At 70.1% G+C, this 26,737-nt stretch carries 27 protein-coding genes; 18 read left to right on the top strand and 9 right to left on the bottom strand.

Features of this window, described 5'->3' with window-relative positions; translation table 11 throughout:
* Positions 1-3 precede the first annotated feature (3 nt).
* Positions 4-1,029: an SAM-dependent methyltransferase gene (locus C8P66_RS03400; RefSeq protein ID WP_245903186.1), complete on the top strand. Its 1,026-nt coding sequence runs from the start codon at positions 4-6 to the stop codon at positions 1,027-1,029.
* Here the strand turns inward: C8P66_RS03400 and hemB are convergent.
* Both hemB and C8P66_RS03410 read right to left on the bottom strand, forming a co-directional pair.
* Positions 1,026-2,036 (bottom strand): porphobilinogen synthase, encoded by a 1,011-nt coding sequence (gene hemB, locus C8P66_RS03405; RefSeq protein WP_111396745.1) that lies wholly within the window; start codon positions 2,034-2,036, stop codon positions 1,026-1,028. The genes C8P66_RS03400 and hemB overlap by 4 nt on opposite strands.
* Entirely contained in the window at positions 2,033-3,343 is a 1,311-nt protein-coding gene (locus C8P66_RS03410) for an O-acetylhomoserine aminocarboxypropyltransferase/cysteine synthase family protein (protein ID WP_111396746.1), read from the bottom strand. The genes hemB and C8P66_RS03410 overlap by 4 nt, the downstream gene beginning before the upstream one ends.
* Positions 3,344-3,567: 224 nt before the next feature.
* On the opposite strand from C8P66_RS03410, the gene C8P66_RS03415 reads away from it, so the two are divergent.
* From C8P66_RS03415 to C8P66_RS03465, 11 genes are all read left to right on the top strand, one after another.
* Complete coding sequence (locus C8P66_RS03415) at positions 3,568-5,472, top strand: putative bifunctional diguanylate cyclase/phosphodiesterase (protein WP_158537076.1); 1,905 nt, start codon at positions 3,568-3,570, stop codon at positions 5,470-5,472.
* Between the two features lie 99 nt (positions 5,473-5,571).
* Entirely contained in the window at positions 5,572-6,060 is a 489-nt protein-coding gene (gene rpiB, locus C8P66_RS03420) for a ribose 5-phosphate isomerase B (RefSeq protein ID WP_111396748.1), read from the top strand.
* On the top strand, positions 6,057-7,361 hold the full coding sequence (gene glyA, locus C8P66_RS03425; protein WP_456303629.1) for a serine hydroxymethyltransferase: 1,305 nt from the start codon (positions 6,057-6,059) through the stop codon (positions 7,359-7,361). Before rpiB ends, glyA begins: the two co-directional genes overlap by 4 nt.
* A gap of 9 nt (positions 7,362-7,370) precedes the next feature.
* Positions 7,371-7,829 carry a transcriptional regulator NrdR gene (gene nrdR, locus C8P66_RS03430; protein WP_111396749.1) on the top strand — a complete coding sequence of 153 codons (459 nt, stop codon included), beginning with the start codon at positions 7,371-7,373 and terminating at the stop codon, positions 7,827-7,829.
* 1 nt (position 7,830) lies between these two features.
* On the top strand, positions 7,831-8,916 hold the full coding sequence (gene ribD / locus C8P66_RS03435; protein ID WP_245903187.1) for a bifunctional diaminohydroxyphosphoribosylaminopyrimidine deaminase/5-amino-6-(5-phosphoribosylamino)uracil reductase RibD: 1,086 nt from the start codon (positions 7,831-7,833) through the stop codon (positions 8,914-8,916).
* Between the two features lie 4 nt (positions 8,917-8,920).
* Positions 8,921-9,547 (top strand): riboflavin synthase, encoded by a 627-nt coding sequence (locus C8P66_RS03440; RefSeq protein WP_111396750.1) that lies wholly within the window; start codon positions 8,921-8,923, stop codon positions 9,545-9,547.
* Complete coding sequence (gene ribB / locus C8P66_RS03445; protein WP_111396751.1) at positions 9,544-10,671, top strand: 3,4-dihydroxy-2-butanone-4-phosphate synthase; 1,128 nt, start codon at positions 9,544-9,546, stop codon at positions 10,669-10,671. The genes C8P66_RS03440 and ribB overlap by 4 nt, the downstream gene beginning before the upstream one ends.
* Positions 10,668-11,153, top strand: coding sequence for a 6,7-dimethyl-8-ribityllumazine synthase (ribH, locus tag C8P66_RS03450; protein WP_111396752.1), 486 nt, complete (start codon positions 10,668-10,670; stop codon positions 11,151-11,153). The genes ribB and ribH overlap by 4 nt, the downstream gene beginning before the upstream one ends.
* Positions 11,150-11,653, top strand: a complete 504-nt coding sequence (nusB, locus tag C8P66_RS03455) for a transcription antitermination factor NusB (protein WP_111396753.1) — start codon at positions 11,150-11,152, stop codon at positions 11,651-11,653. Before ribH ends, nusB begins: the two co-directional genes overlap by 4 nt.
* Positions 11,654-11,657: 4 nt before the next feature.
* Positions 11,658-12,623, top strand: a complete 966-nt coding sequence (gene thiL / locus C8P66_RS03460; protein WP_111396754.1) for a thiamine-phosphate kinase — start codon at positions 11,658-11,660, stop codon at positions 12,621-12,623.
* 1 nt (position 12,624) lies between these two features.
* Entirely contained in the window at positions 12,625-13,806 is a 1,182-nt protein-coding gene (locus C8P66_RS03465) for an MFS transporter (RefSeq protein ID WP_245903188.1), read from the top strand.
* Between the two features lie 5 nt (positions 13,807-13,811).
* Here C8P66_RS03465 and C8P66_RS03470 read toward each other — a convergent pair whose 3' ends face one another.
* The gene (locus tag C8P66_RS03470; RefSeq protein WP_158537077.1) at positions 13,812-14,741 is read right to left on the bottom strand and encodes an FkbM family methyltransferase; all 930 of its coding nucleotides are present in this window, start codon (positions 14,739-14,741) and stop codon (positions 13,812-13,814) included.
* Between the two features lie 258 nt (positions 14,742-14,999).
* Here C8P66_RS03470 and C8P66_RS03475 point away from each other — a divergent pair, with 258 nt between their 5' ends.
* From C8P66_RS03475 to C8P66_RS03490, 4 genes are all read left to right on the top strand, one after another.
* Positions 15,000-16,070, top strand: a complete 1,071-nt coding sequence (locus tag C8P66_RS03475; protein ID WP_245903189.1) for a methyltransferase — start codon at positions 15,000-15,002, stop codon at positions 16,068-16,070.
* An 81-nt stretch (positions 16,071-16,151) separates the two neighbouring features.
* Positions 16,152-17,153, top strand: coding sequence for a TRAP transporter substrate-binding protein DctP (gene dctP / locus C8P66_RS03480; RefSeq protein ID WP_111396756.1), 1,002 nt, complete (start codon positions 16,152-16,154; stop codon positions 17,151-17,153).
* Positions 17,150-17,692 (top strand): TRAP transporter small permease, encoded by a 543-nt coding sequence (locus C8P66_RS03485; RefSeq protein ID WP_158537078.1) that lies wholly within the window; start codon positions 17,150-17,152, stop codon positions 17,690-17,692. The genes dctP and C8P66_RS03485 overlap by 4 nt, the downstream gene beginning before the upstream one ends.
* Positions 17,693-17,714: 22 nt before the next feature.
* Positions 17,715-18,977, top strand: a complete 1,263-nt coding sequence (locus C8P66_RS03490) for a TRAP transporter large permease (RefSeq protein ID WP_245903190.1) — start codon at positions 17,715-17,717, stop codon at positions 18,975-18,977.
* Between the two features lie 7 nt (positions 18,978-18,984).
* Here the strand turns inward: C8P66_RS03490 and C8P66_RS03495 are convergent, their stop codons facing one another.
* The 3 genes from C8P66_RS03495 to C8P66_RS03505 all read right to left on the bottom strand — a co-directional run bounded on the left by C8P66_RS03495 (position 18,985) and on the right by C8P66_RS03505 (position 21,954).
* On the bottom strand, positions 18,985-20,616 hold the full coding sequence (locus C8P66_RS03495; protein ID WP_158537079.1) for an EAL domain-containing protein: 1,632 nt from the start codon (positions 20,614-20,616) through the stop codon (positions 18,985-18,987).
* A 115-nt stretch (positions 20,617-20,731) separates the two neighbouring features.
* Positions 20,732-21,262, bottom strand: coding sequence for a carboxymuconolactone decarboxylase family protein (locus C8P66_RS03500; RefSeq protein ID WP_111396760.1), 531 nt, complete (start codon positions 21,260-21,262; stop codon positions 20,732-20,734).
* A 116-nt stretch (positions 21,263-21,378) separates the two neighbouring features.
* The gene (locus C8P66_RS03505) at positions 21,379-21,954 is read right to left on the bottom strand and encodes a peroxiredoxin (protein WP_111396761.1); all 576 of its coding nucleotides are present in this window, start codon (positions 21,952-21,954) and stop codon (positions 21,379-21,381) included.
* 121 nt (positions 21,955-22,075) lie between these two features.
* Between C8P66_RS03505 and C8P66_RS03510 the strand changes: the two genes are divergently transcribed.
* A complete protein-coding gene (locus tag C8P66_RS03510; protein WP_111396762.1) occupies positions 22,076-22,987 on the top strand; it encodes a hydrogen peroxide-inducible genes activator in 912 nt (303 codons plus the stop codon).
* Positions 22,988-23,001: 14 nt separating this feature from the next.
* Here the strand turns inward: C8P66_RS03510 and C8P66_RS03515 are convergent, their stop codons facing one another.
* Entirely contained in the window at positions 23,002-23,856 is an 855-nt protein-coding gene (locus C8P66_RS03515; protein ID WP_111396763.1) for a tetratricopeptide repeat protein, read from the bottom strand.
* Between the two features lie 77 nt (positions 23,857-23,933).
* On the opposite strand from C8P66_RS03515, the gene C8P66_RS03520 reads away from it, so the two are divergent.
* Complete coding sequence (locus tag C8P66_RS03520) at positions 23,934-24,803, top strand: Rossmann-fold NAD(P)-binding domain-containing protein (protein ID WP_111396764.1); 870 nt, start codon at positions 23,934-23,936, stop codon at positions 24,801-24,803.
* On the opposite strand, the gene C8P66_RS03525 is transcribed toward C8P66_RS03520, so the two are convergent.
* A complete protein-coding gene (locus C8P66_RS03525) occupies positions 24,755-25,507 on the bottom strand; it encodes an alpha/beta hydrolase (protein WP_111396765.1) in 753 nt (250 codons plus the stop codon). The genes C8P66_RS03520 and C8P66_RS03525 overlap by 49 nt on opposite strands.
* The gene (locus tag C8P66_RS03530) at positions 25,504-26,610 is read right to left on the bottom strand and encodes a fumarylacetoacetate hydrolase family protein (RefSeq protein ID WP_245903191.1); all 1,107 of its coding nucleotides are present in this window, start codon (positions 26,608-26,610) and stop codon (positions 25,504-25,506) included. The genes C8P66_RS03525 and C8P66_RS03530 overlap by 4 nt, the downstream gene beginning before the upstream one ends.
* Positions 26,611-26,737: the final 127 nt, after the last annotated feature.

Genomic DNA, 26,737 nt, shown 5'->3' on the forward strand with positions numbered 1-26,737 from the left:
AGCGTGCTCTGGACTTCCGGTTCCGGCTGGGCCAAGCCGCCCGACATGCTGCACCTGTTCCACCGCCTCATGTCGCGCCTGACCGGCCGCGAAGCTGCCCTGACCCGCTGGAATGTGAAGATCCTCGGCAATCTGCTGACGACCCAGCACTACATGGCGGGGCTGGCGGGCAGCCTCGTCGCCCTGCCGGAGATGCCGCAGCCGGTCGGGCTGGACAGCCGCATCTGCCGGCAGGCCGATATCGAGAGCGACTGGCTGCGCCATTGGTGCGGTGAGCTCGACACCCTGCCGACCTATCACCGCAAGCTGTGGGAGACGTGCTTCGTCGTCCAGGCGCTATGGGAGGCGGGGATGCTGGCGCCGGGCAAGCGCGGCCTCGGCTTCGCGGTCGGGCATGAGCCGCTGCCGAGTTTTTTCGCGGAGCGGGGCGCGGATGTCCTGGCCACGGATCTCGACGTCTCCAACCGCCGTGCCGCCGGCTGGATCGCGACCGACCAGCATGGCGGGGACGCCGAGGAGCTGTTCTTCCCCAAGCTGGTGACGCGGGCCACCTTCGATGCGCGGGTGACGCTGCGCGCCGTGGACATGCGCCACATCCCCAAGGATCTGGAGCGCGGCTTCGACTTCGTCTGGTCGGTCTGCTCCTTCGAGCATCTGGGCTCCATCGAGGCCGGGCTCGATTTCGTCGTCAACGCCTCGCGCTGCCTCAAGCCCGGCGGGATCGCGGTGCATACGACCGAATTCAACATGGCGGGCGAGGGCCCGACGGTGAACCGCGGCCCGACCGTGCTGTTCCAGGAGAAGCACATGCGCCGCCTGGCCGAGAAGCTGGCGCAAGCGGGCTATGAGATGATGCCCTTCGATGCGACGCCGGGGGTCAAGCTGATGGATGGGTTCATCGACCTGCCGCCCTACCCGGGCAACGACTGGCCGCTGCCGCAGCAATCCACGCCGCATCTGCTGCTGTCGGTGCATGGCTTCCCGACCACCTCGGCCGGCATCATCGTCCGGGCGCCGGCTGCGGCCTAACCCCGCAGCAGCGCCGCCGCGCGGGGCGCGAAATAGGTCAGCACGCCATCCGCCCCGGCGCGCTTGAAGGCCATCAGGCTCTCCATCATGCCGCGGTCGTGGTCGAGCCAGCCGCGCTCGATCGCCGCCATCAGCATCGAATACTCGCCCGAGACCTGGTAGGCGAAGGTCGGCGCCGCGAACTGGTCCTTGGCTCGGCGGATGATGTCGAGATAGGGCATCCCGGGCTTCACCATGATCATGTCGGCCCCTTCGGCGAGGTCGGCGGCGATCTCGCGCATCGCCTCGTCGGAATTGGCGGGGTCCATCTGGTAGGTCTTCTTGTCGCCCCGCAGCGCGCCGCCCGACCCCACCGCATCGCGGAACGGGCCGTAGAAGGCCGAGGCGTATTTGGCGGCATAGGACATGATCCGGGTATGGATCAGCCCTTCGGCATCCAGCCCCCTGCGGATCGCGCCGATGCGGCCGTCCATCATGTCGGAGGGGGCCATGATGCCGATACCGGCCTCGGCCTGTACCACCGCCTGGCGCACCAGCACGGGCAGGCTCGCGTCATTGTCCACATAGACGCCGCCCGGCCCGGGGCGCAGCACCCCGTCATGGCCATGGTCGGTGTACGGGTCGAGCGCCACATCCCCGACCAGCAGCAGATCGGGGAATTCGCGGGTCAACAGCCGGGCGGCGCGGCAGATCAGGTTATCCGGGTTGGAGGCCTCGCTGCCCTCGGCGTCCTTGGCCTCGGGCGGGGTCATCGGGAACAGTGCCACCGCCGGGATGCCGAGCTTCACCGCCGGCGCCACATGCGCCGCCAGCCGGTCGATCGTCACCCGCTCCACCCCCGGCATGGAGGCGACCGGGCTGATGGTGCCCGTGCCCTCCATGATGAAGACCGGCCAGATCAGGTCATCGACCGACAGCCGGTTCTCCGCGACCAGCCGTCGGGTGCCGGCATCGAGGCGGTTGCGGCGCGGCCGGCCGATGGGGAAGGGGGCGACGATCGGGATCATGCCACGCTGGCGTCCAGGGCCTGGGCGAGGTCGGCGATGATGTCGTCGATATGCTCGATGCCGATCGACAGGCGCACATAGCCGGGGGAGACGCCGGAGGCCATCTGCTGCTCGGCGGTAAGCTGGCTATGGGTGGTGGTCGCGGGGTGGATCGCGAGGCTGCGCGAATCCCCGATGTTGGCGACATGGTAGAACAGGCGCAGCGCCTCGATGAAACGGCGGCCGGCCTCGGCACCCGCCTTCAGCTCGAAGCCCATCAGGCTGCCGTAGCCGCCCTTCAGCGTCGCATCGGCGCGGGCACGGGCCTCGCCATCCTGCAGGCTCGGATGGGTGACCGAGGCGATGCCGGCGTGGTTGGCCAGGTAGGCCGCGACGCGGATCGCATTGGCGCAATGCCGCTCGATCCGCAGCGGCAGGCTCTCCAGCCCTTGCAGGGTGAGGAAGGCGTTGAACGGGGCCATCGGCGCGCCAAGGTCCCGCAGCAGGCAGGTTCGCATCCGCAATATATAGGCGATGGGCCCCAGGGGCGCCGCCGCCACGGTCCAGATCGCGCCATGGTAGGACGGGTCGGGCGTGTTCAGCGTCGGGAAGCGTTCGGCATGCGCCGCCCAGTCAAAATTGCCGCCATCGACCACGACGCCGCCGATGGAGTTGCCATGGCCGCCGATCCATTTGGTGGTGGAATGCATCACCACCGCGGCACCCAGATCCAGCGGCCGGCACAGGATGGGGGCGGCCGTGTTGTCCATGATCAGCGGCACGCCGATGGCGCGGCCGAGGGCGGCGACCTCGGCGATCGGGAAGACCTGCAGCTTCGGGTTCGGCAGCGTCTCGGCGTACCAGCAGCGGGTGCGCGCATCCGTCGCGGCGACGAAGCCTTGCGGATCGGCAGGGTCCACGAAGCGGACCTCGATGCCGAACTGCTTCAGCGTATTGGCGAAGAGGTTAACGCTGCCGCCGTAGAGGTCGGTGGAGGAGACGATATTGTCCCCCGCGGAGCAGAGATTCATTACCGAAAATGCCGTCGCCGCCTGCCCCGATCCGACCGCCAGCGCGGCCACGCCGCCCTCCAGGGCGGCCATGCGCTGCTCCAGCACATCCACCGTCGGGTTCATGATCCGGGTGTAGATGTTCCCCAGCTCGGCGAGCCCAAACAGCCGCTCGGCATGCGCGGTGTCCTGGAACTGGAAGGAAGTTGTCTGGTGGATCGGCACGGCGACCGATCCGGTCGTGGCATCGGCGCGCCAGCCGGCGTGCAGGGCGATGGTTTCCGGATGGCTTGAGGCTGGGGCGGGGGGGAAGGTCATTTTGGCGTCCTCGGTTTGAGCGAAACCTACCGGCTTCGGGGCAGACCGCCAACGCTGCGACCCCAAGCCCCGGTAACAAAAGGTGAGGCGGCTCAATTACCGATAATGTTGCCTATGGCATTGCGGTTTTGCTAGTGGGCCGCATGGATAATTTTCATCATTTTCCAAAAAATAAGTCATCCTGCAGCGACCCTGCCCGCATAGGCTGTACAGCGCGTCGAAGTGTGTCACGCCACTACCTGCTGGCACTGTCGCTGATCGGGGGGCTGGCGATCATCAGCGCCGTGCTGATCGGCGTCCTTGTGGAACGGCAGGAGAGCTACGCCACCATCATCGATATGGCGGGCCGGCAGCGCATGCTCAGCCTGCGCATCGCCGCGCTGGTCGCGCCAGGCGGCGTGGAGGATCCGGCGGCCCTGACCCAGGCGGCCGATGAGATGTTGCAGGCGCATTGGACGCTGCGGCAGGAGCCGGCCCATATGACGCTGGCCCTGACCCAGTCCTACTTCGCCCCGGCCACCGGTCTCGACCAGCGGGTGCAGGGCTTCTTGCGCACCGCGGCGAGCCTTGCGTCCGGCCCGGTCAACCCCGCGGTGGCGCGGCGCGTGCGGCAGGAGGCGATGGGGCCCCTGCTCGACAGCCTGCAGAACACCGTCGAATTGCACCAGGCCGCCGCGGAGCGGGACATGTCCGTCATCCTCTGGGGCCATTGCGCCTCGGCAGCCCTGGCGCTGCTGCTGCTGCTGGCCGAGACCATGCTGATCTTCCGCCCCCAGGCGCATCGCTTGGCCGGGTTGACGGAGCGCCTCGCGCGCGAGGCCGACCATGACCCGCTCACCGGCCTGTACAACCGCCGTGCGATGGAGCGGGTGCTGGAGGCGGCGCTGGTCGCCGGGGAACGGCTGGCGATCATCATGCTCGACCTCGACTACTTCAAGGGCACCAATGACAGCGCGGGGCATGCGGCCGGCGATGCGGTGCTGTGCGCCGCAGCCGAGCGGCTGCGGGCGGCCCTGGCGCCGGGCGACATCGTGGCGCGGGTCGGCGGTGATGAATTCCTGATCCTGCTGCGCGGGATCACCGATCGCGCCAAGGTCCAGGCCATGGCCGAAGGCATCAGCGAGCGTCTCGGCCGCCCCTTCACCTGGCAGGGCCAGGCGCTGCGGATTGGCGCGACCTGCGGTTTCGCGATGTCGCCCGCCGATGCCTGCGTGCGAAGCGACCTGCTGCGGGTGGCGGATGATGCGCTGCGCCGGGCCAAGGCGGCGGCGCGGGGGCGTGTCGCGGGGGCCTCGGCCGCCGATGCCACGCGGCTGGCGCGGGAGGCGCAGATCGCGACCGCCCTGTTCGCCGCCGGCGGTGCGCCGCGTGGGCTCTATGCGGCGCTGCAGCCGCAGATCGATCTGAAGGACGGCGCATTGCTGGGCTTCGAGGCGCTGGCGCGCTGGGACGATCCGGTGCTTGGCGCCATCGCCCCGGGCGAGTTCCTGCCGATCGCGGCGCGCCAGGGGCTGTTGCCGGCGCTTGGCCGCGCGGTGCGGCGCGACGCTTTTTCGACCTTGGCCTGGCTGCGCGATGCCGGGCTGCCTGCGCCCCGGGTTGCCATCAACCTTGCCCCGGAGGAGCTGGCGGTGCCGAACCTCGTGGAGGCGATAGAGCTGGATCTGATCACCCGTGGCCTGAGGCATGCCGATCTCGAGCTGGAGATCACCGAGGATGTGCTGCTCGACCGCGTCTCCGATGTGGTGCGGGAACGGTTGAAGCGGCTGCGCGACCGCGGTGTGCGCCTCTCCATCGACGACTTCGGCACCGGCTATGCGGGGCTGCTGCAACTGCTGCGGCTGTCGCTGGATGCGGTGAAGCTGGACCGGCGGTTCGTCGCCGGTATCGGCTACGACGCCCGGGCTGAGGAAATCATCCGCGCGACCGCGGGGCTGGCCGCGGGACTCGGGTTGGAGCTGGTCGCGGAAGGCGTGGAAACCGAGCAGCAGGCGCAGATCCTGCTGGAACGCGGCATCACCATCGGCCAGGGATGGCTCTTGGCCCGCCCGATGCGGCAGGCGGAGCTGTGGGACTGGCTTGAGGCACGCTCGGCAAAGGCGCCCATGGTCCTGCATCGCCTGGGCTGAGCCGGGGTGGGTGCGGACTGGCTCCCCTGCGCGCCCCGCGCAACCGCGATGTGCTGCGGGACGTTTCGCGCCATCGCCGACGCGTGCTAGTGCGGCGGCATGGTTGCACATAGCCCCCCATCGCTCTCCCTCGCCATCGGCGCCGATCATGCCGGCGTCGCGGTCAAGGCCGCGCTGATCGAAGCGCTGACCGCCGCCGGGCATCGCGTGACCGATTGCGGCACCGATGGGCCGGCCAGCGTGGACTATCCGGATTTTGCCCAGGCCGTCGCCGGGCAGGTCACCTCGGGCCAGGTGAGCCTCGGCGTCCTGGTCTGCGGCACCGGCATCGGCATGTGCATCGCCGCCAACCGCCTGCCCGGCATCCGCGCCGCCGTGCTGCATTCGACCACCGAGGCCCGGCTGACCCGCGCCCATAACGACGCGAACATGGCCTGTTTCGGTGCCCGCACCACCGGGATCGAGATCATCCTGGATTCCCTGCACGCCTTCCTGGCCACGCCCTATGAGGGCGGCCGGCACGACAGGCGCCTGCGGAAACTTTCGGCGGCCGATGCCGCGCTGACGCCTTCGGAGGCCGCCCCATGAACGAACAGATCTCAGGCATGAGCCCGGAACGCTTTTTCGGCGCCGATCTTGCCGAAACCGATCCCGAGATCGCCGCCTGCATCGGCCATGAGCTGGTCCGCCAGCAGGATGGGATCGAGCTGATCGCCTCGGAGAACATCGTCTCCCGCGCGGTGATGCAGGCCCAGGGGTCGGTGCTGACCAACAAGTACGCGGAGGGCTATCCCGGCCGCCGCTACTACGGCGGCTGCGAATATGTCGATGTCGCCGAGACCCTGGCGATCGAGCGGGCCTGCAAGCTGTTCGGCGTCGGCTTCGCCAATGTGCAGCCGCATTCCGGCGCCCAGGCCAACCAGGCGGTGTTCCTGGCGCTGTTGCAGCCGGGCGATACCTTCATGGGGCTGGACCTCGCGGCGGGCGGGCACCTGACCCATGGCTCGCCGGCCAACCAGTCGGGCAAGTGGTTCAAGCCGGTGCCCTATACCGTCCGGCGCGAGGACCAGCGCATCGACATGGCCGAGGTCCGCCGCATCGCGCTGGAGTCCAAGCCCAAGCTGATCATCGCCGGCGGCTCCGCCTATGCCCGCGCCTGGGATTTCGCCGGCTTCCGCGCCATCGCGGATGAGGTCGGCGCGATCTTCATGGTCGATATGGCGCATTTCGCCGGCCTCGTGGCCGGTGGCGCGCATGACAGCCCCTTCCCGCATGCCCATGTCGCGACCACGACCACGCACAAGACCCTGCGCGGGCCCCGCGGCGGCATGATCCTCACGAACGACGAGGCGCTGGCGAAAAAATTCAACAGCGCGGTTTTCCCCGGGCTCCAGGGCGGGCCGCTGATGCATGTGATCGCGGCCAAGGCGGTCGCCTTCGGCGAGGCGCTGCGCCCCGAATTCCGCAGCTACTCCCGCCAGATCGTCGCCAATGCCCAGGCGCTGGCCGAGGCGATGCAGGCCGAGGGCTTCGACCTCGTCACCGGCGGCACCGACAATCATCTGATGCTGGTCGATCTGCGGCCGAAGAAGGTCACCGGCCGCGCCGCCGAGGGCGCGCTGAACCGCGCCCATCTGACCTGCAACAAGAACGCCATCCCCTTCGACCCCGAGAAGCCGATGGTGACCTCCGGCGTGCGTCTCGGCACCCCGGCGGCAACCTCCCGCGGGTTCCGCGAGGCGGAGTTCCGCGAGGTCGGCCGGCTGATCGGCCGCGTCGTCGATGGCCTGGCCATGGCCAATGCCCCGGATGGGAATGCGGCGGTGGAGGCCGCGGTTGCGGCCGAGGTCCAGGCGCTCTGCGCCCGCTTCCCCATCTACACGCACTGAGGGGCTGCGATGCGCTGTCCCTTCTGCGGCAGCGAGGACACGCAGGTTAAGGACAGTCGCCCCGCCGAGGATGGGGCCGCCATCCGCCGCCGGCGCTTCTGTCCCGCCTGCGGCAATCGCTTCACCACCTTCGAGCGCGTGGTGCTGCGCGATCTGGTCGTCGTGAAGACCGATGGCCGCCGCGTGCCCTTCGACCGTGACAAGCTGTCCCGCTCGGTTCGTGTTGCATTGCGAAAACGCCCGGTTGACGAGGAGCGCATCGAGCGCATCGTCTCGGGCATCCAGCGTCGGCTGGAGATGGAAAGCGACACCGAGACCACCTCCCGCCGCATCGGCGAGATCGTGATGGCGGCGTTGCGGGAAGTGGATGAGGTCGCCTATGTCCGCTTCGCCAGCGTTTACAAGAACTTCGGCGCGGCCACCGATTTCCAGGCCTTCCTCGGCGAATTCGAGGATGGCCAGCCCTGAGATGAGCAGCGTGGACGAGGCGCATATGCGCTCGGCCCTGTCGCTGGCCGCAAGGGGCCTCGGCAATACCTGGCCCAACCCCACGGTCGGATGCGTCATCGTCAAGGATGGCCGGGTGGTCGGCCGCGGCTGGACCGCCCCCGGCGGCCGGCCGCATGGCGAGACCGAGGCGCTGAAGCGCGCCGGCGCCGCCGCCCGCGGCGCCACCGCCTATGTCACGCTGGAACCCTGCTGCCACTGGGGCCGCACGCCGCCCTGCACCGATGCGCTGATCGCGGCCGGGGTTTCCCGCGTGGTGGTGGCCCTGCGCGATCCCGATCCACGGGTGGATGGGGAGGGGCTGCGCCGCCTCCGCGCCGCCGGGATCACCGTCGATGAAGGCCTGCTGGAGGCCGAGGCCGCGGTGCTGAACGCGGGGTTCCTCAAGCGTCAGGCCAAGGGCCTGCCCTTGGTGACCTTGAAGCTCGCGACCTCGCTGGACGGGCGGATCGCGACCGCGAGCGGCGAAAGCCGCTGGATCACCGGCCCCGCCGCCCGCCGCCACGGCCATGCGCTGCGCGGGCGGCATGATGCGATCCTGGTCGGCAGCGGCACGGTGCTGGCCGACGACCCCGACCTCACCTGCCGCATCCCCGGCTTCTCGCCCCGGCCGCTCGTGCGGGTGGTGGCCGACGCGCGCGGGCGGGTCTCGCCGGCCGCACGGCTGTTCGGCGTCGAAGGCCCGGTCTGGATCGCGGTCGGCGAGGGGATCGCCCGGCCCGACCTTCCGGCGGAACTGTTGCCCTTGCCCCCGTCCGACTCGGGCGAGGGGCTCGACCCCACGGCCCTGCTGCGCGCCCTGGCCGAGCGCGGCATCACCCGGGTCCTGCTGGAGGGCGGCGGGCGCCTCGCTGCCGCTTTTCTCACCGCTGGACTGATCGATCGCCTCGCCTGGTTCCACGCGGCGCGGGTCATCGGCGGCGATGGATTGCCCGCAATTGCCGCCATGGGCTTTCTGCGGCTGGAGGCTGCGCCTAAGTTCCGTCGCAGCGCAGCAATCCCGGTTGGCGAGGATTGGCTGACCGAGGCTGTTTTACAGGAGAGTTGAGCGCGTGTTCACCGGGATCATCACCGGCATCGGCCGCATCGCCGCCGTCACACCCATCGGCGCGGGGTCGGATATGCGGCTCACCATCGCGACCCCGCCGGGCTGGCTCGTGGCCGGTGGCGCGCCGGCGCTCGGCGCCTCCATCGCCTGTTCCGGCTGCTGCCTGACGGCGGTCGAATTCGGGCCGGATCGCTTCTCGGCCGAGGCCTCGGCCGAGACCCTCAAGCTGACCACGCTGGGCGGCTGGCGGGAGGGGAGCGAGATCAACCTCGAACGCTCGCTGCGGCTCGGCGACGAGATGGGCGGCCATGTCGTCTCCGGCCATGTGGACGGGCTTGGGGAGGTGATCTCCGCAACCCCCGAGCATGGCTCGACCCGCTGGCGCTTTCGCGTGCCGACCGCCATCGCTCGCTTCATCGCGGCCAAGGGCAGCGTGGCCATCAACGGCGTCTCGCTGACCGTCAACGATACCGAGGGCAACGATACCGATGGCGACAGCTTCGGCGTCAACATCATCGCCCATACCGCCGCCCACACGACCTTCGGCACGCTGGTGCCGGGGGATGCGGTCAATATCGAAATCGACATGCTGGCGCGCTACGTCGCTCGCCTTCGGGAGTTCGCGGGATGAACCCGGTGCAGACCACGCAGACCAATCTTTCCGACTTCCTCTCCCCGACCGAGGAGTTGCTGGAGGAAGCGCGCAGTGGGCGCATGTTCATCCTGGTCGATGACGAGGATCGCGAGAACGAGGGCGACCTCGTCATCCCCGCGCAATTCGCGACCCCGGATGCGGTGAACTTCATGGCGCGCCATGCGCGCGGGCTGATCTGCCTCGCCATGACCGGCGCGCGGGTCGAGGCGCTGGGCCTGCCGCTGATGGCGCAGTCCAACGGCACCAGGCACCAGACCGCCTTCACCGTCTCGATCGAGGCGCGCGAGGGCGTGACCACCGGCATCAGCGCCGCCGACCGCGCCCATACCGTGGCCGTCGCGATCAACCCCGAGCTTGGCCGCAACGCCATCGTGACGCCGGGCCACATCTTCCCGCTGGTGGCGCGGGAGGGCGGCGCGCTGGTCCGCGCCGGCCATACCGAGGCGGCGGTGGATTTCGCCCGCCTCGCCGGGCTGAACCCCTCGGGCGTGATCTGCGAGATCATGAACGACGACGGCACCATGGCCCGCCTGCCGGACCTCGTGACCTTCGCCCAGCTGCATGGGCTGAAGCTCGGCACCATCGCCGACCTCATCGCCTATCGCCGCCGCACCGAGCGGCTGGTGCGCCGGGTCGAGGAGGGGACCATGTCCCTGCCGACCGGCGGCGAGTGGCGCGCCGTGGTCTATGCCAATTCCATGGATGGCACCGAGCATCTCGCCCTCATCAAGGGCAGTCCGGGCCGGGGCGTGCCCGCCATGGTGCGGATGCACGCGATCTCAGCACTGCCGGATGTGGTGATGGGCCGGGGCACCGCCTCGGTGCAGGCCGCGATGGCCAAGATCGCCGAGGCGGGTGAGGGGGTCATGGTCGTGCTGCGCGACTGGCGCCCGAGCAGCCTGTCCGAGGCCGTGCGCCGCGGCCGCGATCGCGCCTCGGCCCCCGAGCTGCGCGACTATGGCATCGGCGCGCAGATCCTGGCCGATCTCGGGCTGCATGAGCTGATCCTGCTCTCCAACCACCCGCGCCCGATCGTGGGGCTGGAGGGCTATGGGCTTGAGGTGGTCGAGACCCGCGGCTTCGGGCCGGGCCAGGCATGAGCACCGCCGACGCCCCGGAGCGCGCCGCGACCGCCCTGGCCGGGCCCCCGCCGCGCATCCTGGCCATCATTGCCCCCTACTACACCGCCGTCGTCACCGGGATGATGGATGGCGCCCGCAAAACCCTGGCCGCGACGCCCGGCGCGGTGCTGGAGGTGGTCGAGGTTGCCGGTGCTTTTGAGCTGCCTGCTGCGTTACGCATGGCGCTTCGCTCCGGAGAGGCCTACGACGGCGTCCTTCTGTTGGGTTGTGTCGTGAAGGGCGAAACCGATCACTACGACTTCATCTGCTCCGCCGTCTGTGACGGCGTGATGGCGATCGCCGCCGAAACCGGGGCCGCGATCGGCTTCGGCCTGCTCACCGTGGCCGAAATGGCCCAGGCCGAGGCCCGTTCCGCCCCCGACCGCCACAACAAGGGCGCCGAGGCGATGTCCGCCCTGTTGGTCCAGGTCGGGCTGCGTCGCGCCTGGTCGCTCGCATGAGCGGCGCCAAGCAGCCCGCCACCTCCCGCCCGCGCACCGGTGCGCGGGTCGCGGCGGTGCAGGCGCTGTTCCAATCCGAATCCTCGGGCGATTCGGCCGAGACGGTGATCGACCAGTTCGTGAAGCACCGCCTGGGTGACGATCCGCTGGCCCATCCGGATGATGGCGGCTTCGACAACGGCCGGGTCCCGGAGGCGCATGTGCCGCTCTTCGCCGCGATCGTGCGCGGTGCGGCCAAGCAGGGCGATGCGGTGGATGCGGCGATCCTGGCGCATCTGGCGCCGGGCTGGCCGATGCACCGGCTGGACCCCGTGCTGCGCGCGATGTTCCGCGCCGCCACCTTCGAATTCCTGGCCGGCGGCGAGCCTCCGGCGCGGGTGGTCATCAAGGAATACATGGACATCGCCCATGGCTTCTTCGGCGGCGAGGAGCCGCGTTTTGCCAATGGCGTTTTGGACGCCCTGGCCCGCCACTTCCGCCCGGGCGAATTCGGGACCTGACCTTATGTCGGAGGCGCCGGGTGAATTCGGCCTGATCGCCCGGCATTTCCGACCCTTGGCGGGGCCGGGCGGGCTGTCGTTGCTGGATGATGCGGCGGTGCTGGACCCGCCGCCGGGTCGCAGCTTGGTGCTGGCCGCCGATGCCATGGTGGCGGGGGTGCATTTCCTGCCCGACGACCCGGCCGAGACCATCGGGCGCAAGCTGCTGCGGGTGAATCTGTCGGATCTGGCGGCGATGGGGGCGGTGCCGCTCGGCTACCTCATGACCACCGCCTTCCCGCGCGACATCGACGACGCCTGGATCGCGGCTTTCGCCGGCGGCCTCGCGCTGGATCAGCAGGAATTCGGGCTGGATCTGCTGGGGGGCGACACGGTGGCGACGCCGGGGCCGATGACCCTGTCGCTGACCATCCTCGGCCATGTGGCCCCTGGGGCGGCGCTGCGGCGTGGCGGGGCGCGGGCCGGGGACGAGATCTGGGTCTCGGGCAGCATCGGCGACGGGATGCTCGGGCTCGGCGTGCTGCAAGGGCGGTTCGCGCCCGATGCTGCGGGTTTTCTGGCGGCGCGCTACCGGCTGCCGCAACCTCGGCTCGGGTTCGGCCAAGGGCTGGTGGGGATCGCGCGGGCGGCGATGGATGTCTCCGACGGGCTGGTGCAGGACCTCGGCCATCTCTGCCGCGCAAGTGGCGTCGCGGCGGAGATCGAGGCGGGGCTGGTGCCGCTCTCCCCCGCGGCGGGCGCCCTGGTCGCGGGCGATCCGGCGTTGCTGGCGCTTTGCCTGACCGGCGGGGATGATTACGAGCTGCTCTTCGCCGCCCCGCCCGGGGCCGAGGCCGCCATCCGCGCCATCGGGGGCGACACGGCAGCCACGCGCATCGGCCACTTCACGGCAGGGCCGCCGCATGTGACCGTCCGAGACAAGAATGGGGCGGAGATCGCCCTGCCGCGCGGAGGATGGAGCCATTTCTGACGTGACCGAACCCGACCGGCACATGCTGCGCAATGTGCGGCTGCTGTTCCTGTGCCAGGCCTTGCAGAATGCCGCGGTGGTGGGTCAGGTCGCGATGGGCTCGCTGATCGGCTTCGCCCTGGCTTCCGACAAGACGCTGGCGACGCTGCCCATGGCGATCCAGATGCTGGCGACCATGGCGGCCTCGATCCCGGCCAGCATGGTCTTCGCCCGGCTCGGGCGCCGCGCCGGCTTCACCCTTGGCGCCTTCGGCAGCATGGCGGGGTCGCTGATCTTCGCGGCCGGCATCTGGCAGGGCGATTTTTGGCTCTATTGCCTGGGCGCGGTGCCGGCGGGCCTCGGCTTCGGCATCGGGCAGCACTACCGCTTCGCCGCGGCCGAGGTCGCGACGCCCGCCTATCGCCCGCGTGCCGTGAGCCTCGTGATGGCCGGCGGCGTGCTCGCGGCGGTGGCGGGGCCAGAACTGGTGAAGCAGACCCGCGACCTCATGCCGGGCTTCCTGTTCATGGGCACCTATCTGATCCTGGCGACGCTGCCGGCGATCTGCCTCGTGTTGCTGTCCTTCGCCGAGATCCCGCCGCCGCCGCCGCGCACCGGCGTGTCGACCCCGCTCTCCGCCTTCCTGCGCCGGCCAGCCTTCGTGACCGCCGCGGTCACGGGCGCGATCGCCTATGGCACCATGAATTTGGCGATGACCTCGACGCCGCTGGAGATGCTGGCCTGCGGCTTCGGCATCAGTGCCAGCTCCACGGTCATCCAGGCGCATGCGGTGGCGATGTTCCTGCCGGGATTCTGGACCGGGCGGCTGATCCTGCGCTTCGGCGCGCTGCGGATCATCGTCGCGGGCGCGCTGCTGAATACCGCCTTCGTCGCCGTCGCGGTCAGCGGCGAGACCTTCACCCATTTCGTGCTGGGGCTGGTCTGCCTCGGGCTTGGCTGGAACTTCATGTTCACCGGGGCGACCACGTTGCTGGCCGCGGCCTATGCGCCGGCCGAGCGGTTCCGGGCACAGATGCTGAACGATCTGATCGTCTTCGGCACCGTCGCCTGCACCGCCTTCGGCAGCGGCTTCCTGCATGCGCAGGCAGGGTGGGTGGTGCTCAATCTGGTGCTGCTGCCGGCGATGGCCGCGGTGGTGCTGATGCTGGTCTGGCGGATCCGCAGGGCGCCGGCCCTGGCCTGAGGGCCTCAGTCTTCGTGGGTCAGCAACAGCATGGTGTCTTCGCGGCTGTTGAGCAGGACCGCGGTATCCGCGGGCTTCACCACCGCGTCGAAGTCGAGGAAGCGCAGCGGGAAGCGACCGGCGATGTCGCGCAGCAGCCCCGCGGGGTCCAGGCAGCGCGCGGCGTTGAACTCGAGCAGCACGCGCACATCGGGTGACCGGTCGAGCAGCCGCTGCATTCCGGCCCAGGCCTGTTCCTCGTGGCCCTCGACGTCGATCTTGATGATGTGCGCGGTCTCGACCAACTCGTCGAGCGGGGCGATCTCGATGGTTTCCTCATGCACCCCGGCGGGGGCGGGCAGGCCTTCGGGCACCACATAGGCGTTCTTGGGCTCGGCCGCCGTGCTGCGCAGGACGGCGCTGCCGCGGCTCGCGCCCACGGCCAGGGCATGGACCGTCGATTGCCCGGTGAAGCCGTTCACGGCGAGGTTGCGCCGCAGCAGCCGCAGGCTGCGCCCTCCCGGTTCGACGGCATGGACATGGCCACCGCTGCCCACCAGATCGGCCATCAGCACGGCATAATACCCGGCATTGGCGCCGACATCGACGGCCACCATCCCCGGCTGGGTCATGCGGCAGATCTGATCGGTCACCCAGTATTCCCAGTAGCCATCGAGCAGCAGATGCGGCGCGAAGCCCTCATCCTGCGGGTCCACGTGGAATTTGAAGCGGCCGAGGATGCGGCAGAGCAGCAAGTCCGCCGCCAGCGGCACGGCGTTGCAGCGGGCGCGGATCGCCGCCTCCAGCCAGGACCGGTGCGGGGGGGAGCGCAGCATCTGCAACGACAGCAAGGGCAGCAAGGTGGTTTCGGGCGACTGCGCCACGGCGACGGTCTGCACCAGCGGCTGGAGCGGCTCGGAGCGGCCAAGCAGACGGGAAATGGGGCCGATGCTCACGACGTAGTTCTCATGGGCAATGTCCCAGCCACGCTTGCTTCTCAGACCATCGCCGGCTGGGTTGCGCGGCGCGGAGGCCGCTCCAGGGTGGCGATGATGCGTTCGACCCTGCGGTGCGGCCCTGCGGTCGTCAAGCCTGAGCGGCCGTGAGCCCGGTTTGGCGAGGCCAGGCATTCCCCTGCTCGCCCTATCGTGATCGAATGGCGCGCTGGCTTGCGCATGAAGGAGAATGGTTTGGCTCGGAAGGATACGGCGTCCGTGGCGGGCTGGCTTTATGCGCGGATGCGGACGTGGTGGCGCGCCGATCTGCGGTCCGAGCTTTGGGGACTGCTTCCGCGGATCGACAGCAGCAATCGTCCGCAGACGAATCCGCTGGCCCAGGCGCTCAAGGACAATGCCAATCTGCGCTGGAACATGAAGGTGCTGGCATCGGCCCTGGCCGAGCAGGCCTATGCGACCGGGCGCGCCGGGCCCCTGGCGCCCATCCCGGCTGAACCGCAGCGCGTGGGGCTGCGCAGCAAGCTCTGCTGCCAGGCGGATATCGAGGCCGCCTGGGCGCGGCACTGGTGTGGCCAGCTGCACCTCACGCCGCTCTATCGCCGCGGCGTCTGGGAGCTCTGCTTCGTGCTCCAGGCGGTGTGGGAGGCGGGTCTCCTGGCTGAGGGGAAATCCGGACTCGGCTTCGCGGTGGGGCAGGAGCCGCTGCCGGCCTATCTCGCCTCGCGCGGGGTTTCGGTCCTGGCGACGGATATGGGCGGCGTCGTCGATCCGGCAAGGCTGTGGCGCGGCGTCGCGGGCCATGCGGCGCAGATCGGCGACCTTGCCCGCCCGCCGTATCTGGAAGGCGTCCCGTTCTGGAAGACCGGCGCATTCCGCGCCATGGACATGGCGGCCATCCCCGAGGATCTGGAGAACGGTTTTGACTTCTGTTGGTCGGTCGGCGCCTTTGGCCATCTCGGCTCGGTGGAGGCCGGCCTCGTCTTCGTCGAGACTTCGCTGAAGTCCCTCAAGCCCGGCGGGATCGCGGTGCATACCTCCGAATTCAACCTCGATGGCAGCGGCGAGAGCACCGACAACTGGCCGACGGTGCTGTTCCGGACGCAGCATCTCGACGATCTGGCCGGCCGTCTCGCGGCCAAGGGGCATGAGCTGCTGGCGGTGGATCTGGATGCGGGGTCGGGGCTGTTCGACCGCTTCATCGACCATCCGCCCTATGAGCATGATCCACATCCGGCGCTGGGCTACCCGTCAGCACCCCATCTGAAGCTGAGCGTCGATGGGTTCCCGATGACCTCGATCGGTCTGATCATCCGCAAGGTGGCCGCGTAACGCTGCCGGGGGCGGTTGACCGGCGCCCCGACCGGCAGCATGGAAAGCCCCGGAAACGTTCAAACCGGAGGGTCTATCCCCATGCGCCGTCGCACGATGCTCCTTGCCGCCCCAACCCTTCTGGCACCGGCCCTGTTGCCCGGCGGCGCCCGCGCCCAGGCCGCGGTCACGATGCGGCTGTCGCATCAATATCCGCCGGCGCATCACATCGCCCAGGTGCTGGAAGGCTTCGCCGCCGATGTCGCGGCCCGCAGCAACGGCGCCGTGGTGGTGCAGATCTTCCCGGCGCAGCAGCTTGCCAAGGTCAGCGACAACTTCCCCGGCGTCGCGCGCGGCGCCTTCGAGGCCGCGGTGGCGACCAACTTCACCTGGGGCAACACCATCCCCGAGATGAGCGCGCCGACCATCCCCTACCTGTTCACCTCGCTCGACCGCATCCGCAAATTCTCGGGCAGCGAGGCGGGCAAGTTCCTCGATGCCGCGACGGCGCGCCGCGCGGTACGCAGCCTCGGCTGGCTCTTCACCACCCGCGCCACGATCTTCACCAGCCAGAAGGCGCCGATCATCACCTTGGCGGATTTCCAGGGGCTGAAGATCCGCGGCCTGAACCCGATGATCGATGGCGGGCTCTCGGCCGTCGGCGCCGCCCCGGCCGCGACCCCGGCGCCGGAAGTCACCGCCGCCCTGCAATCGGGCGTGCTGGATGCCGGGCTGACCGACGTCTCCGCCGCCGTGTCGCGCCGCTACTATGAAGTGCAGCGCTTCGGCACCGTCGCGCCCTTCTTCTCGGTCTTCACCCAGATCTATGTGAACCCGCGCTGGTGGGACGGGCTCGGCGCGCCCCATCGCACCCTGATCGAGGCCGCGGTGAAGCTGGCCGAGGAGAAGGCGATCGAGGCGACCGAGGCGACCGCCGCCGCCGCCGTCACCGAACTCCGTGCCAAGGGCATGACCCTGCACGACCAGACCGACGCCGAGGCCGCGACCTGGAGTGCCGCGATGCAGCCGCCGGTGATGGCGACCTTCCTCCGCCTCGCGCCCGAGGGCGGGCCGCGCATCCTCGAACTGCTGCGCGCGCTGTGAAGCTGCTGGTCCGCCTGGTCGCGGTGCTTTCGGGCATCGCGGCCGCCTTGGGCGGGCTGGCAACGGCGACCTGCCTCGTGCTGGTCGGGGTGTCGGTGGTCTCGCGCTATGTGTTCAACGAGCCGCTGCCCTGGATCGACCGGGTGGCGGGCTGGCTCGTGGTGGCGCTGGTGCTGCTCGCGGCACCTGAGGCGCAGCGGCGTTTCGAGCATATCGGCGTGGATATCGCCGTCTCCCAGGCAAGCCCAGGCTGGGCGCGGGCCTCGCGCCTCGCGGGCACGCTCTCGGTCGCCGCGGTGGGCGCGATCCTGACTGTGGCGGGGTGGGAGGCGGTGTCCTTCTCCCGCATGGTCGGGCTGGCGACCGAGATCGAGGCCGTGCCGCTGTGGTGGGTGCAGATGCTGCTGCCGATCGGTGCCTCGGTGCTGTGCCTGGTGGCGCTGGTGCAGAGCCTCGTTCTGCTGACGGGCGGCACGCCGGAGTATCAGCCGACCGGCGAGGATCAACTGCCGCGCGACACGCTGGCACGCGGAGAATAGGCGGGTGCTGTTTCTGGGCCTGATGGCCGTTCTGATCGTTCTGCTCTACCTCGGCCTGCCGATGTTCGCGGCACTGTTCCTGCTGCCGCTCGGCGTGCTGCTGGCGGTCGAGGGCGGGGTGCCGGCGCTCGGCGAGATGGTGATCGGCAATCTCGACGGCTATCTGCTGGTCGCGATTCCGCTGTTCATGCTGATGGCGCATGTGATGGTGCGCGGGCGGGTGGTCGATGACCTCTACGCCGCCGCCTTCGCGCTGGTGCGAAACCTGCGCGGCGGGGTCGGCATCGCGACCGTCTTCGCCTGCACGATCTTCGCGGCGATCAGCGGCTCCTCGGTCGCGACGGCGCTGACCGTGGGCAAGATCGCGATTCCGCAGATGCTGCGCTACGGGATGTCGCGCAAGGGTGCCTTCGGCGTCGTCGCCGGTGGCGGCACGCTCGGCATTCTCATCCCGCCCTCCGCGCCGATGGTGCTCTACGCCTATGTCACCGAGACCAGCGTCGGCGCGCTGTTCCTCGCGGGGTTGATCCCCGGGCTGATGATGGCGGCGATGTTCGCGCTGTATGTGATGGCGACCGAAGGGCACGCCCGTGTGCCCGAGGGCGAGGAATTGCCCACCGCCATCCTGCCGGTCCTGGCGCGCGCGGGCTGGTCGATGACCTTGCCGGTATTCGTGCTCGGCGGCATCTACATGGGCGTCTTCACCGCGACCGAGGCGGCGGGGACCGGGGCGCTCTATGCGTTGTTCGTGGCGGGTGTGATCTACCGCACGCTGACCTGGCGCGACCTGCTGTCGGGCGTGCAGGAGGCGACGCGGACCTCCTCCATGCTGCTGCTCATCATCGCCGGTGCTGCCATCTACGGCTACATGCTGACCAAGCTCGGCGTGCCCCAAAGACTGACGGCGGAGATCGCCGCGATCGGGCTTGGCCGCACCGGCTTCATCATCGCGATGATGGGGCTGCTGTTCGTGCTGGGGCTGGTGCTGGAGAGCTTCAGCATCATCCTGCTGACCATGCCGGCGATCCTGCCCGCGATGGGCGTGCTCGGCATCGACAAGGTCTGGTACGGCGTGCTGCTGACACTGTCGCTGGAGATGGCGCTGATCTCGCCGCCGGTGGCGATGAACCTCGTGGTGATCAAGGCGATCACCGGGGCGCCGCTGGCCGAGGTGAACCGCTCGATCCTGCCCTATATGCTGATGCTGGCTTTTGGCACCGGGCTGCTGATCGCGTTTCCTGAAATTGCGCTCTGGTTGCCGCGGGCGGCGGGCTACGCCGGGTAGGAACGCCTCATCTCCACACCTCATGCCCGATGGCGCGCCGCTGCTTCGGCGCCGCCGGGCCGGGCAGCTTGCCGGGCCGGCCGAACAGCCAGCCCTGCCCGAAATCCACGCCCAACGCCAACATGCGCGCGGCATCCTCCTCGGTCTCGATCCGCTCGGCGACGGTCTGGGCGCCGACGGTGCGGGCGAGGTCGAGCATCGAGGCGAGGAAGCTGCGCTCCCGCTCCTGCGTCGCGGCGGCCTGGACGAAGGAGCCGTCGAGCTTCACGTAATCGACGCGGAAGGCGCGCAGGTAGCGGAAGGACGCGGCCCCGGCGCCGAAGTCGTCGATGCAGGCGGCCACGCCGCGGGCGCGCAGGGCGGCGATGGTGATGGCGGCCTCGTCCTCATCCTCGACCTCGGCGCTCTCGGTCAGCTCGATCAGCATCCGCCCTGCCGGCACCCGGGCCCGGTCGAGCAGGGCGAGCAATGCGGCGCGGAAATGCGGGCTCTGCGCCGAATAGCCGGAGATGTTGAAGGCGATCGAGGGGCCATCGCGCGAGGCCTCGGCCGCGACCGCGGCCACGGCGAGATCCAGTTCCTCGGAGAGGCCAGCGCCCTCCACCAGATTGACGAATTCCCCGACCCCGGCCGAGCCCGCGCCATCAAGCCGCAGCAGCGCCTCGAAGTGATGGATCTGTCGATCGGCAAGGCGACAGATCGGCTGGTAGTCGAGGCGGAAGCGGCGTTCGGCGATGGTACGGCGATAGCCGCCGCGCCGCTTGGCCACGAGGTCCAGGAAGGCCTGCAACCCATCCCCCATACCGGCGGCGGCCAGCCCCGAAGCACCGCCGCGGGTGAAGGCGCCGAGCGCATGGCGCAGCGCGCGCACCGCCTGCGCCTCGTTCATCCCATCATGGGTCAGCAGCAGTTCCAGGCTCTTGATCTGGCCGCTGACCCCGCTCTGCTCCAGCACGCGCGTCATCGCGGCGGCGGACTCCCCGAGCGGCAGCGGCGCCTCGCCGCCCTGCATCAGGCCGAAGCGGCCCGGCGCCACGCTGCCGGCAAGCGTTCCCGGCCCAGCCTGCAACGCCGTCGCAAGCGCGCCATTCAAGATGGGATCGCCCCGCGCGAGGCGCTCCGCGGCGGGGCCGGTGATCTCGAACAGGCCAAGGCGTCCGGCGCTGCCCGCCTGCAGCCTCGCCTCGGCAGCGCGAAGCAGCCCGGCAGCTTGCGGAGCTGGTCCATTGCCGTTCGCAGCCTGGATCGGAGCGAGCCCCAAGGGCACCGTGCCGAGGGTGAGGCAGAGCCGGAACTGGCCATCCTGCCCGGGCAAGGCCAGGCCCGACAGCACCGCCTGGCTCGACACCGGGCCCGCAGATGGCGCGGCGGGGCCAGCGGCCAAATTCACCACGCTCGGCGGCAGGCGGCCGCGCAGCGCCAGCATCGGAATGGCGGTGGCAATCAGCCCCTGCTCCTCCGGCGCCAGCAAGGTCGCGATGGGGCGACCCACCAGCGCCTCGGCCTCGCAGCCGAAGCGTGAGCGGAAGGCGCCGACCGCGAATAGGATTCGTCCCAGGGGATCGGTTTCGATCAGGCATTCGGAGGCGGCGAAGGCGAAGGCGACGAAGCGTTCGCGTGCGCCCTCACCAGGACTCATCGAGGCCTGGCCTCGCCCTTCCTCGCCGCTCACCTGCGTATTGCCCCGTCCGGATGAAGCGGCAGAGGGCGCCTGAAAGGATTGCCGCCCCGTTAAGGTGGGGCGGCCTGGCGGCTCAGCCCGCCAGCGCGTCCTCGCCATCCAGCACGACGGCGGTGGCATGCACGGTCGCGGCGATGCGGACAGCGGCCTGCACCTGCTCCTTGGAGAGCCCGCCGTGCAGCACGATCTTCTCGTGGCTTTCCATGCACATCCCGCAGCCGTTGATGGCCGAGACCGCGAGCGACCAGAGCTCGAAATCGACCTTCTCCACCCCAGGGCGCGCCATGACGTTCATGCGCAGCTTGGCCGGTATGTTCGGGTAATCGCCGCCGATCAGATGGGTGAAGCGGTAATAGACATTGTTCATGCCCATGATCGCCGCGGCGGCCTTGGCGGCGGTCAGCGCCTCGGGCGACAGCTTGGGGGCGAATTCGGCGACGATCGCGGCGGTGGTCGCGGCATGGCGGCTGGCCAGGGCCGAGGCGATGAAGGTGCCGGCAAGCTGCTGCTGGTTCAGCAAGGGTTCGGTGGCGAGGCTGCCGAGGTTCAGCTTCAGATCCTTGGCATATTCGGGCAGGCGGGCGCGCAGGGCTTCCAGCGACATGGCCGGGTCCTTTCAACTCAGTCGGATTTTACGGGGGGCGGCAGGGCAGGGCAGGGCCGCCGGCAGGCGAAAAAGGGGTCGCGCGGCCCGGAGGGGGCCGCGCGACGGATGGCCTCTCAGGCGGCCTTTTCGAACAATTCCTGCGGCGCCAGGGTCTCGGCGCCCTTGGTCCAGTTGCAGGGGCAGAGTTCGTCGGTCTGCAGCGCGTCGAGCACGCGGACGACTTCCTGCGGATTGCGGCCGACGTTCAGCCCATTGGCCGAGGCCCACTGGATCGTGCCGTCCGGGTCCACGATGAAGGTCGCGCGCAGCGCCACGCCGGCGTCCTTGTCCAGGATGCCCAGGGCCTCGCACAGCTCGCGCTTGGTGTCGGCCAGCATCGGGAAGGGCAGGTCGCGGATGTCGTCGTTGTACTTGCGCCAGTTCAGATGGACGAACTCGCCATCGGTGCTGCCGCCATAGATCACGGCGTCACGATCCGCGAACTCGCCCGACAGCTTGCCGAAGGCGGCGATTTCGGTCGGGCAGATGAAGGTGAAGTCCTTCGGCCAGAAGAAGAAGATCTTCCACTTGCCGGCGTCGGTCTCGTTCGACACCTCGGTGAAGGACACACCCGGGCCGCCCAGGCCGTCGGGGCCGCCCTTGACGGCGCTCAGGGTGAAGCTGGGGAATTTGTCGCCGACGGTCAGCATGGCGTGGTCTCCTGGAAGGAATGGCTGCCGCAGTGCACAATTTTCCGCGGCATCCTCGGTATGGCCATTAGATCGCTTGTATGCCAATGAATTGTTTTAAACAGAATGATCGATCCATTCAATGATGGCCTTGCCTGCGCCGCAGCAGCTCCGATACCTCCTGGCCCTGGCCGAATTCGGCCATTTCGGCCGTGCTGCGGGCGCCTGCGGGGTGACGCAATCCACGCTCTCGGCCGGGATCATCGCGCTGGAGCGGCTGCTGGATGCAACGGTGCTGGACCGTGCCCATGGCAAGCGCCCGGTCTTCACCCCGCTCGGGCTTGAGGTGCTGGAGCGGGCCCGCGTCGCGCTCACGGCGCTGGAGGCGGTGTCGGAGACCGCCGACCAGGCCCGCGCGCCGCTTTCGGGCCCGCTGCGCCTCGGGCTGATCCCCACCATCGGCCCGTTCCTGCTGCCTCGGCTGATGCCGCGGCTGCGGGCGGCCTTCCCGCGGCTGCGGCTCTGGCTGCGTGAGGAGCGGACGGACCGGCTGGTGGAGGAGCTTCAGGCCGGGCGGCTCGACCTGCTGCTGCTGGCGCTGCCGGTGGCGGGGGAGGGGCTGGAGACGATGGCGCTGGCCGAGGACCCCTTCCTCGCCGCCCTGCCGGCCGACCACCGCCTCGCGGCCTTCGATCCGGTGACCGTGGCGGCCTTGGGTGCCGAGCGGCTGCTGCTGCTGGAGGACGGGCATTGCCTCCGCGCCCAGGCGCTGGCGGCCTGCGGCCTGCCGGGGGCGGGGGCGGGCGATGCCTTCGCCGCCACCAGCCTGCATACGCTGGTCCAGATGGTGGCGGGGGGGCTCGGACTGACCTTGCTGCCTCGGCTCGCGGTGGAAGGCGGGGTGCTGGCCGGCACCGATCTTCTGCTGCGCCCGCTGGAGCCGCCGCAAGGGCGGACCATCGGGCTTGCCTGGCGGGCGCGTGGGCCGCGGGCGGCGGAATTCCGGGGCCTCGCCCCGGTCGTCGCGGATGCGCTGGGGGCGCTCGCCGCCTAGGCCCGCGACCGGCGTCAGTTCCGCCGGGGACCGGCCTCGTTCAGCGCGATGTTCTGGGCGGCGAGGTCGGCCGTCGGGCTGTCCGGCGCAAGCGTGATCGCCCTTTGCCAATCCCGGCGCGCGCCGTCCGGATCGCCCTTCATCTGCTTGAGGATGCCGCGTTCCAGCAGCGCCTCGGCGCTGTCGGGGTCGATCACCAAAGCGGCTTCCAGATCGGCCAGCGCCGCATCGGGCCGTTCCAGGTGCCGCGCGGCGGCCGCGCGGAAGACCAGCGCATCGGTGCGGTCCGGCGCCAGCGTCAGGGCACGGTCCAGATCCTGCATGGCCTCCTCGTACCGCCCCTGGATGCCGGAGGTGACGGCGCGGTCGATCAGCAGGTCGGCGTCCTCGGGTGCGAGCCCGAGCGCCATGGTCACGGCGCCATAGGCCCGCTGCGGCGCGCCCGTGATCATCCAGGCCTGGGCCGCCTGCCCGAACACCGCCGCCCGCGCCATGGCCCCGGCGGTGGAGGTGCGGCCGATCTGCTCCAGGCGCGGCGCGGCGCGTTCGGCATCCCCCAGCGCCAGCATCGCCAGCGCGGCGCAATGCCGCGCGGCCTCGCCGCCACCCTGGGTCTCCCAGGCCTCGGCCAAGGCCGCGCTGCCGGTCGGGTCATAGCCCAGCATGTCCAGGCAGCGATCGTATTCCGGGTCATCCGAAAGCCGCACCGGCGCCGGCGGCAGCGGCAGCGGGACTTCCTCGGCCTGGACCTCGGCGGGGGGGCTCTCGGCCGAGGAGGTGGACCAGCTGACCCAACCGCCGCCGCCGATCGCGACAAGCATCGCGCAGGCGAAGGCGCCAAGCAGCAGGGGACGGGAGGTTGCGCGCATCTCGCGCGATACTTAGCCGGATCGGCGGCATCCTGCATCCCCTGGTCTGCACGAAGCGGGACGGTCAGGATGGCGCCATGCCAAACAGACTTCTGATCTTCGGACTGGGCACCACCGGCCGTGCCATGGCGGGCGCCGCGCTGGCCGCCGGTTGGGCGGTGACGGCCACGGCGCGCGATCCCGCGCGGCGCGCGATGCAGGGGGTCGCGGTGATCCCCTTCGCCGAGGCCGGGCCCGCGATCGCCGAGGCCACCCATCTCCTCGTCACCGCCCCCCCGGCCGAATCCGACCCCGTCATCGCGGCGCACCACGCGGCGCTGCGGGCGGCGCTGCGGGCCGCGGCGCCGCTGCGCTGGGTCGGGTATATGTCCACGACGGGGGTCTATGGCGACCGCGGCGGGGCCTGGGTGGATGAGAGCACCGAGCCCGCCCCCGGCCAGCCGCGCAGCCAGCGCCGCCTGGCGGCCGAGGACGCCTGGCGCGCCATCGCCGCCGGCCGCGCGCTGGAGCTGTTCCGCACCGCCGGCATCTATGGCGGCGCGGGGCCGAGCGTCTTCGACGATCTGCGCGCCGGCCAGGCGCGGCGTATCCTCGCCCCCGGTCACGCCTTCGGCCGCATCCATGCCGAGGATATCGGCCGCGCCACCTTCGCCGCGGCGGCCCAGGAGCGCGCGGCCGGGGCGCGGGTGCTGCATCTGACCGACGACCTGCCCGCGCCGCAGGCCGATGTGGTGGCCGAGGCCGCGCGGCTGCTCGGCCTCCCGCCGCCCATCGCCCGGCCGCTGGCCGAGGTCTGGCCCGAGATGAGCCCGATGGCGCGCTCCTTCTGGAGCGAGAGCCGCCGCGTCAGGAACGATCTGACCAAGCAGGCGCTCGGGATCGCCTGGCGCTACCCGACCTACCGCGAGGGGCTGGCCGCGGTGCTGAGCAGCGCGCCCAGCAGCTGACAGATCAGCTCCAGATCCTGCGGCCGTGACAGGCGATGGTCGCCGTCGCGGATCAGCGTCAGGCGGGTATCCTGGCGCCGGCAGGCCTCGACGATGCGCAGCGCATGGTGCCAGGGCACGTCCGGATCGGCCATGCCCTGGACCAGATGCAGCGGGCAGGGCAGGTCGAAGCCCGGGTCGAGCAGCAGATGCTCCTTCGATTCCTCGACCAAGTGCCGGGTGATCGGCGTCGGCTCGCCATACTCGGACGGCATCAGCACCACGCCCTTGGCCGCAAGCTCCGCCCGCGCCTTCGCGGGCAAGGCAGGCTCCAGGAGCATCGTCAGAAAATCCGGTGCCGCCGCGATGCCCAGCACCGCCGCGACCTTCGTCGGATGCCGCCGCGCCAGCAGCATCGCGATCCAGCCCCCCATCGAGGAGCCGACCAGGATCTGCGGCCCGTCGGTCAGTTCCAGCAGCGCGGATTCGGCATCCGCGAGCCAGAGGCCGATCGAGCCCTCCTCGAACCGCCCGCCGCTCTCGCCATGGCCCGAGTAGTCGAGGCGCAGGTAGGCGCGGTCATGGGCGGCGCAGTGGCCGCGCAGGAAGGTCGCCTTATTGCCCTGCATGTCGCTGTGGAAACCGCCGAGGAACACCACCCCCGGCTTGGTTCCCGGCAACCGCGCATAGGCGATCTCCCGCAGCCGGCCGAGTTCCTCGGTCATCGGCGCGGATATCCGCGCCGGGCGAGGGAGGCGAAGAGCGCCGTGACCCCGAAGGTCCAGGGCGGGCATTCGCTGGTCAGGCGCACGGCGTTGGACAGGGTGCCGAGGCGCTTGCTGTGGATGGTCACCACATCGCCGACCTTGTGGGTGAAGCCCATGCCCGGCGCGCCGCGATCCTTGGACGGGCTGAAGGGGGTGCCGAGGTAGAGCATCGCCCCATCCGGATACTGGTGGTGCGGGCCCATCAACTGGGCGACGATATCCACCGGGTCGCGGGCGATGGCATTCACCGCGCCGGTCTCCTCCAGCCGGAAGCCATCCTCGCCGGTGATGGTCAGATGCGTGGTGCCGGCGACCACATCGGCCAGGCTGAAATCCGCATCGAACAGGCGGATCGCCGGTCCGATCGCGCTGGCGGCGTTGTTGTCCTTGGCGCGGCCGAGCAGCAGCGCGCTGCGCCCCTCCACGTCGCGCAGGTTCACGTCATTGCCCAGCGCCGCGCCGAGGATCCGGCCCGTGGCGGAGATCGCCAGCACCGCCTCGGGCTCCGGGTTGTTCCAGCCGGACATGGGGTGGATGCCGATCGCGGCACCTGGCCCGACCGAGGCCATGGGCTGGGCCTTGGAGAAGATCTCCACATCCGGGCCGATCCCGACCTCCAGATACTGGCTCCACCAGCCGAGTGCCAGCAGCCGCTCCTTCACCTGCATCGCGGCCTGGCTGCCGGGGATGAGGGCGGTCAGATCCTCGCCGATCACCGCGCGCATCTCGGCGCGGACGGCCTCGGCCTGGGCGGCGTCGCCCCGGCAGCGCTCCTCGATCACCCGTTCGAGCATGGAGCGCACATAGGTCACGCCGCAGGCCTTGGCGGCCTGCAGATCATTGGGCGCCAGCAGATCCCCGAGGCTGCCGAGCGCCACCGGCGAGCCCAGGCTGATCGCCTTCAGCGGGTTGGGATCGTTGAGCCAGGCCGAGGTGGTGCCGAACACCGGCGTCATATCGAAACCCGCGCCAAATTGCAGGGCCACGACCATGGGGCCGCCGGGCGAGTCCACCCGCAGCGCGAAATGCCCCTCCCGCCAGTCCGCGGGCAGTGCCGTCATGTCCATCGTATGCTTCTCCCGTCGCCGGCAGGGTGGCGCCACCACGGCCACTGGACAAGCCCGCGCCGAGCGACGCAGCATCCCCCGCAACGACGCCCGGTCAGCGGGCGCGGCAGGAGGAATGCCA

Source organism: Humitalea rosea, from assembly GCF_003253705.1.
GTDB classification, from domain to species: domain Bacteria; phylum Pseudomonadota; class Alphaproteobacteria; order Acetobacterales; family Acetobacteraceae; genus Humitalea; species Humitalea rosea.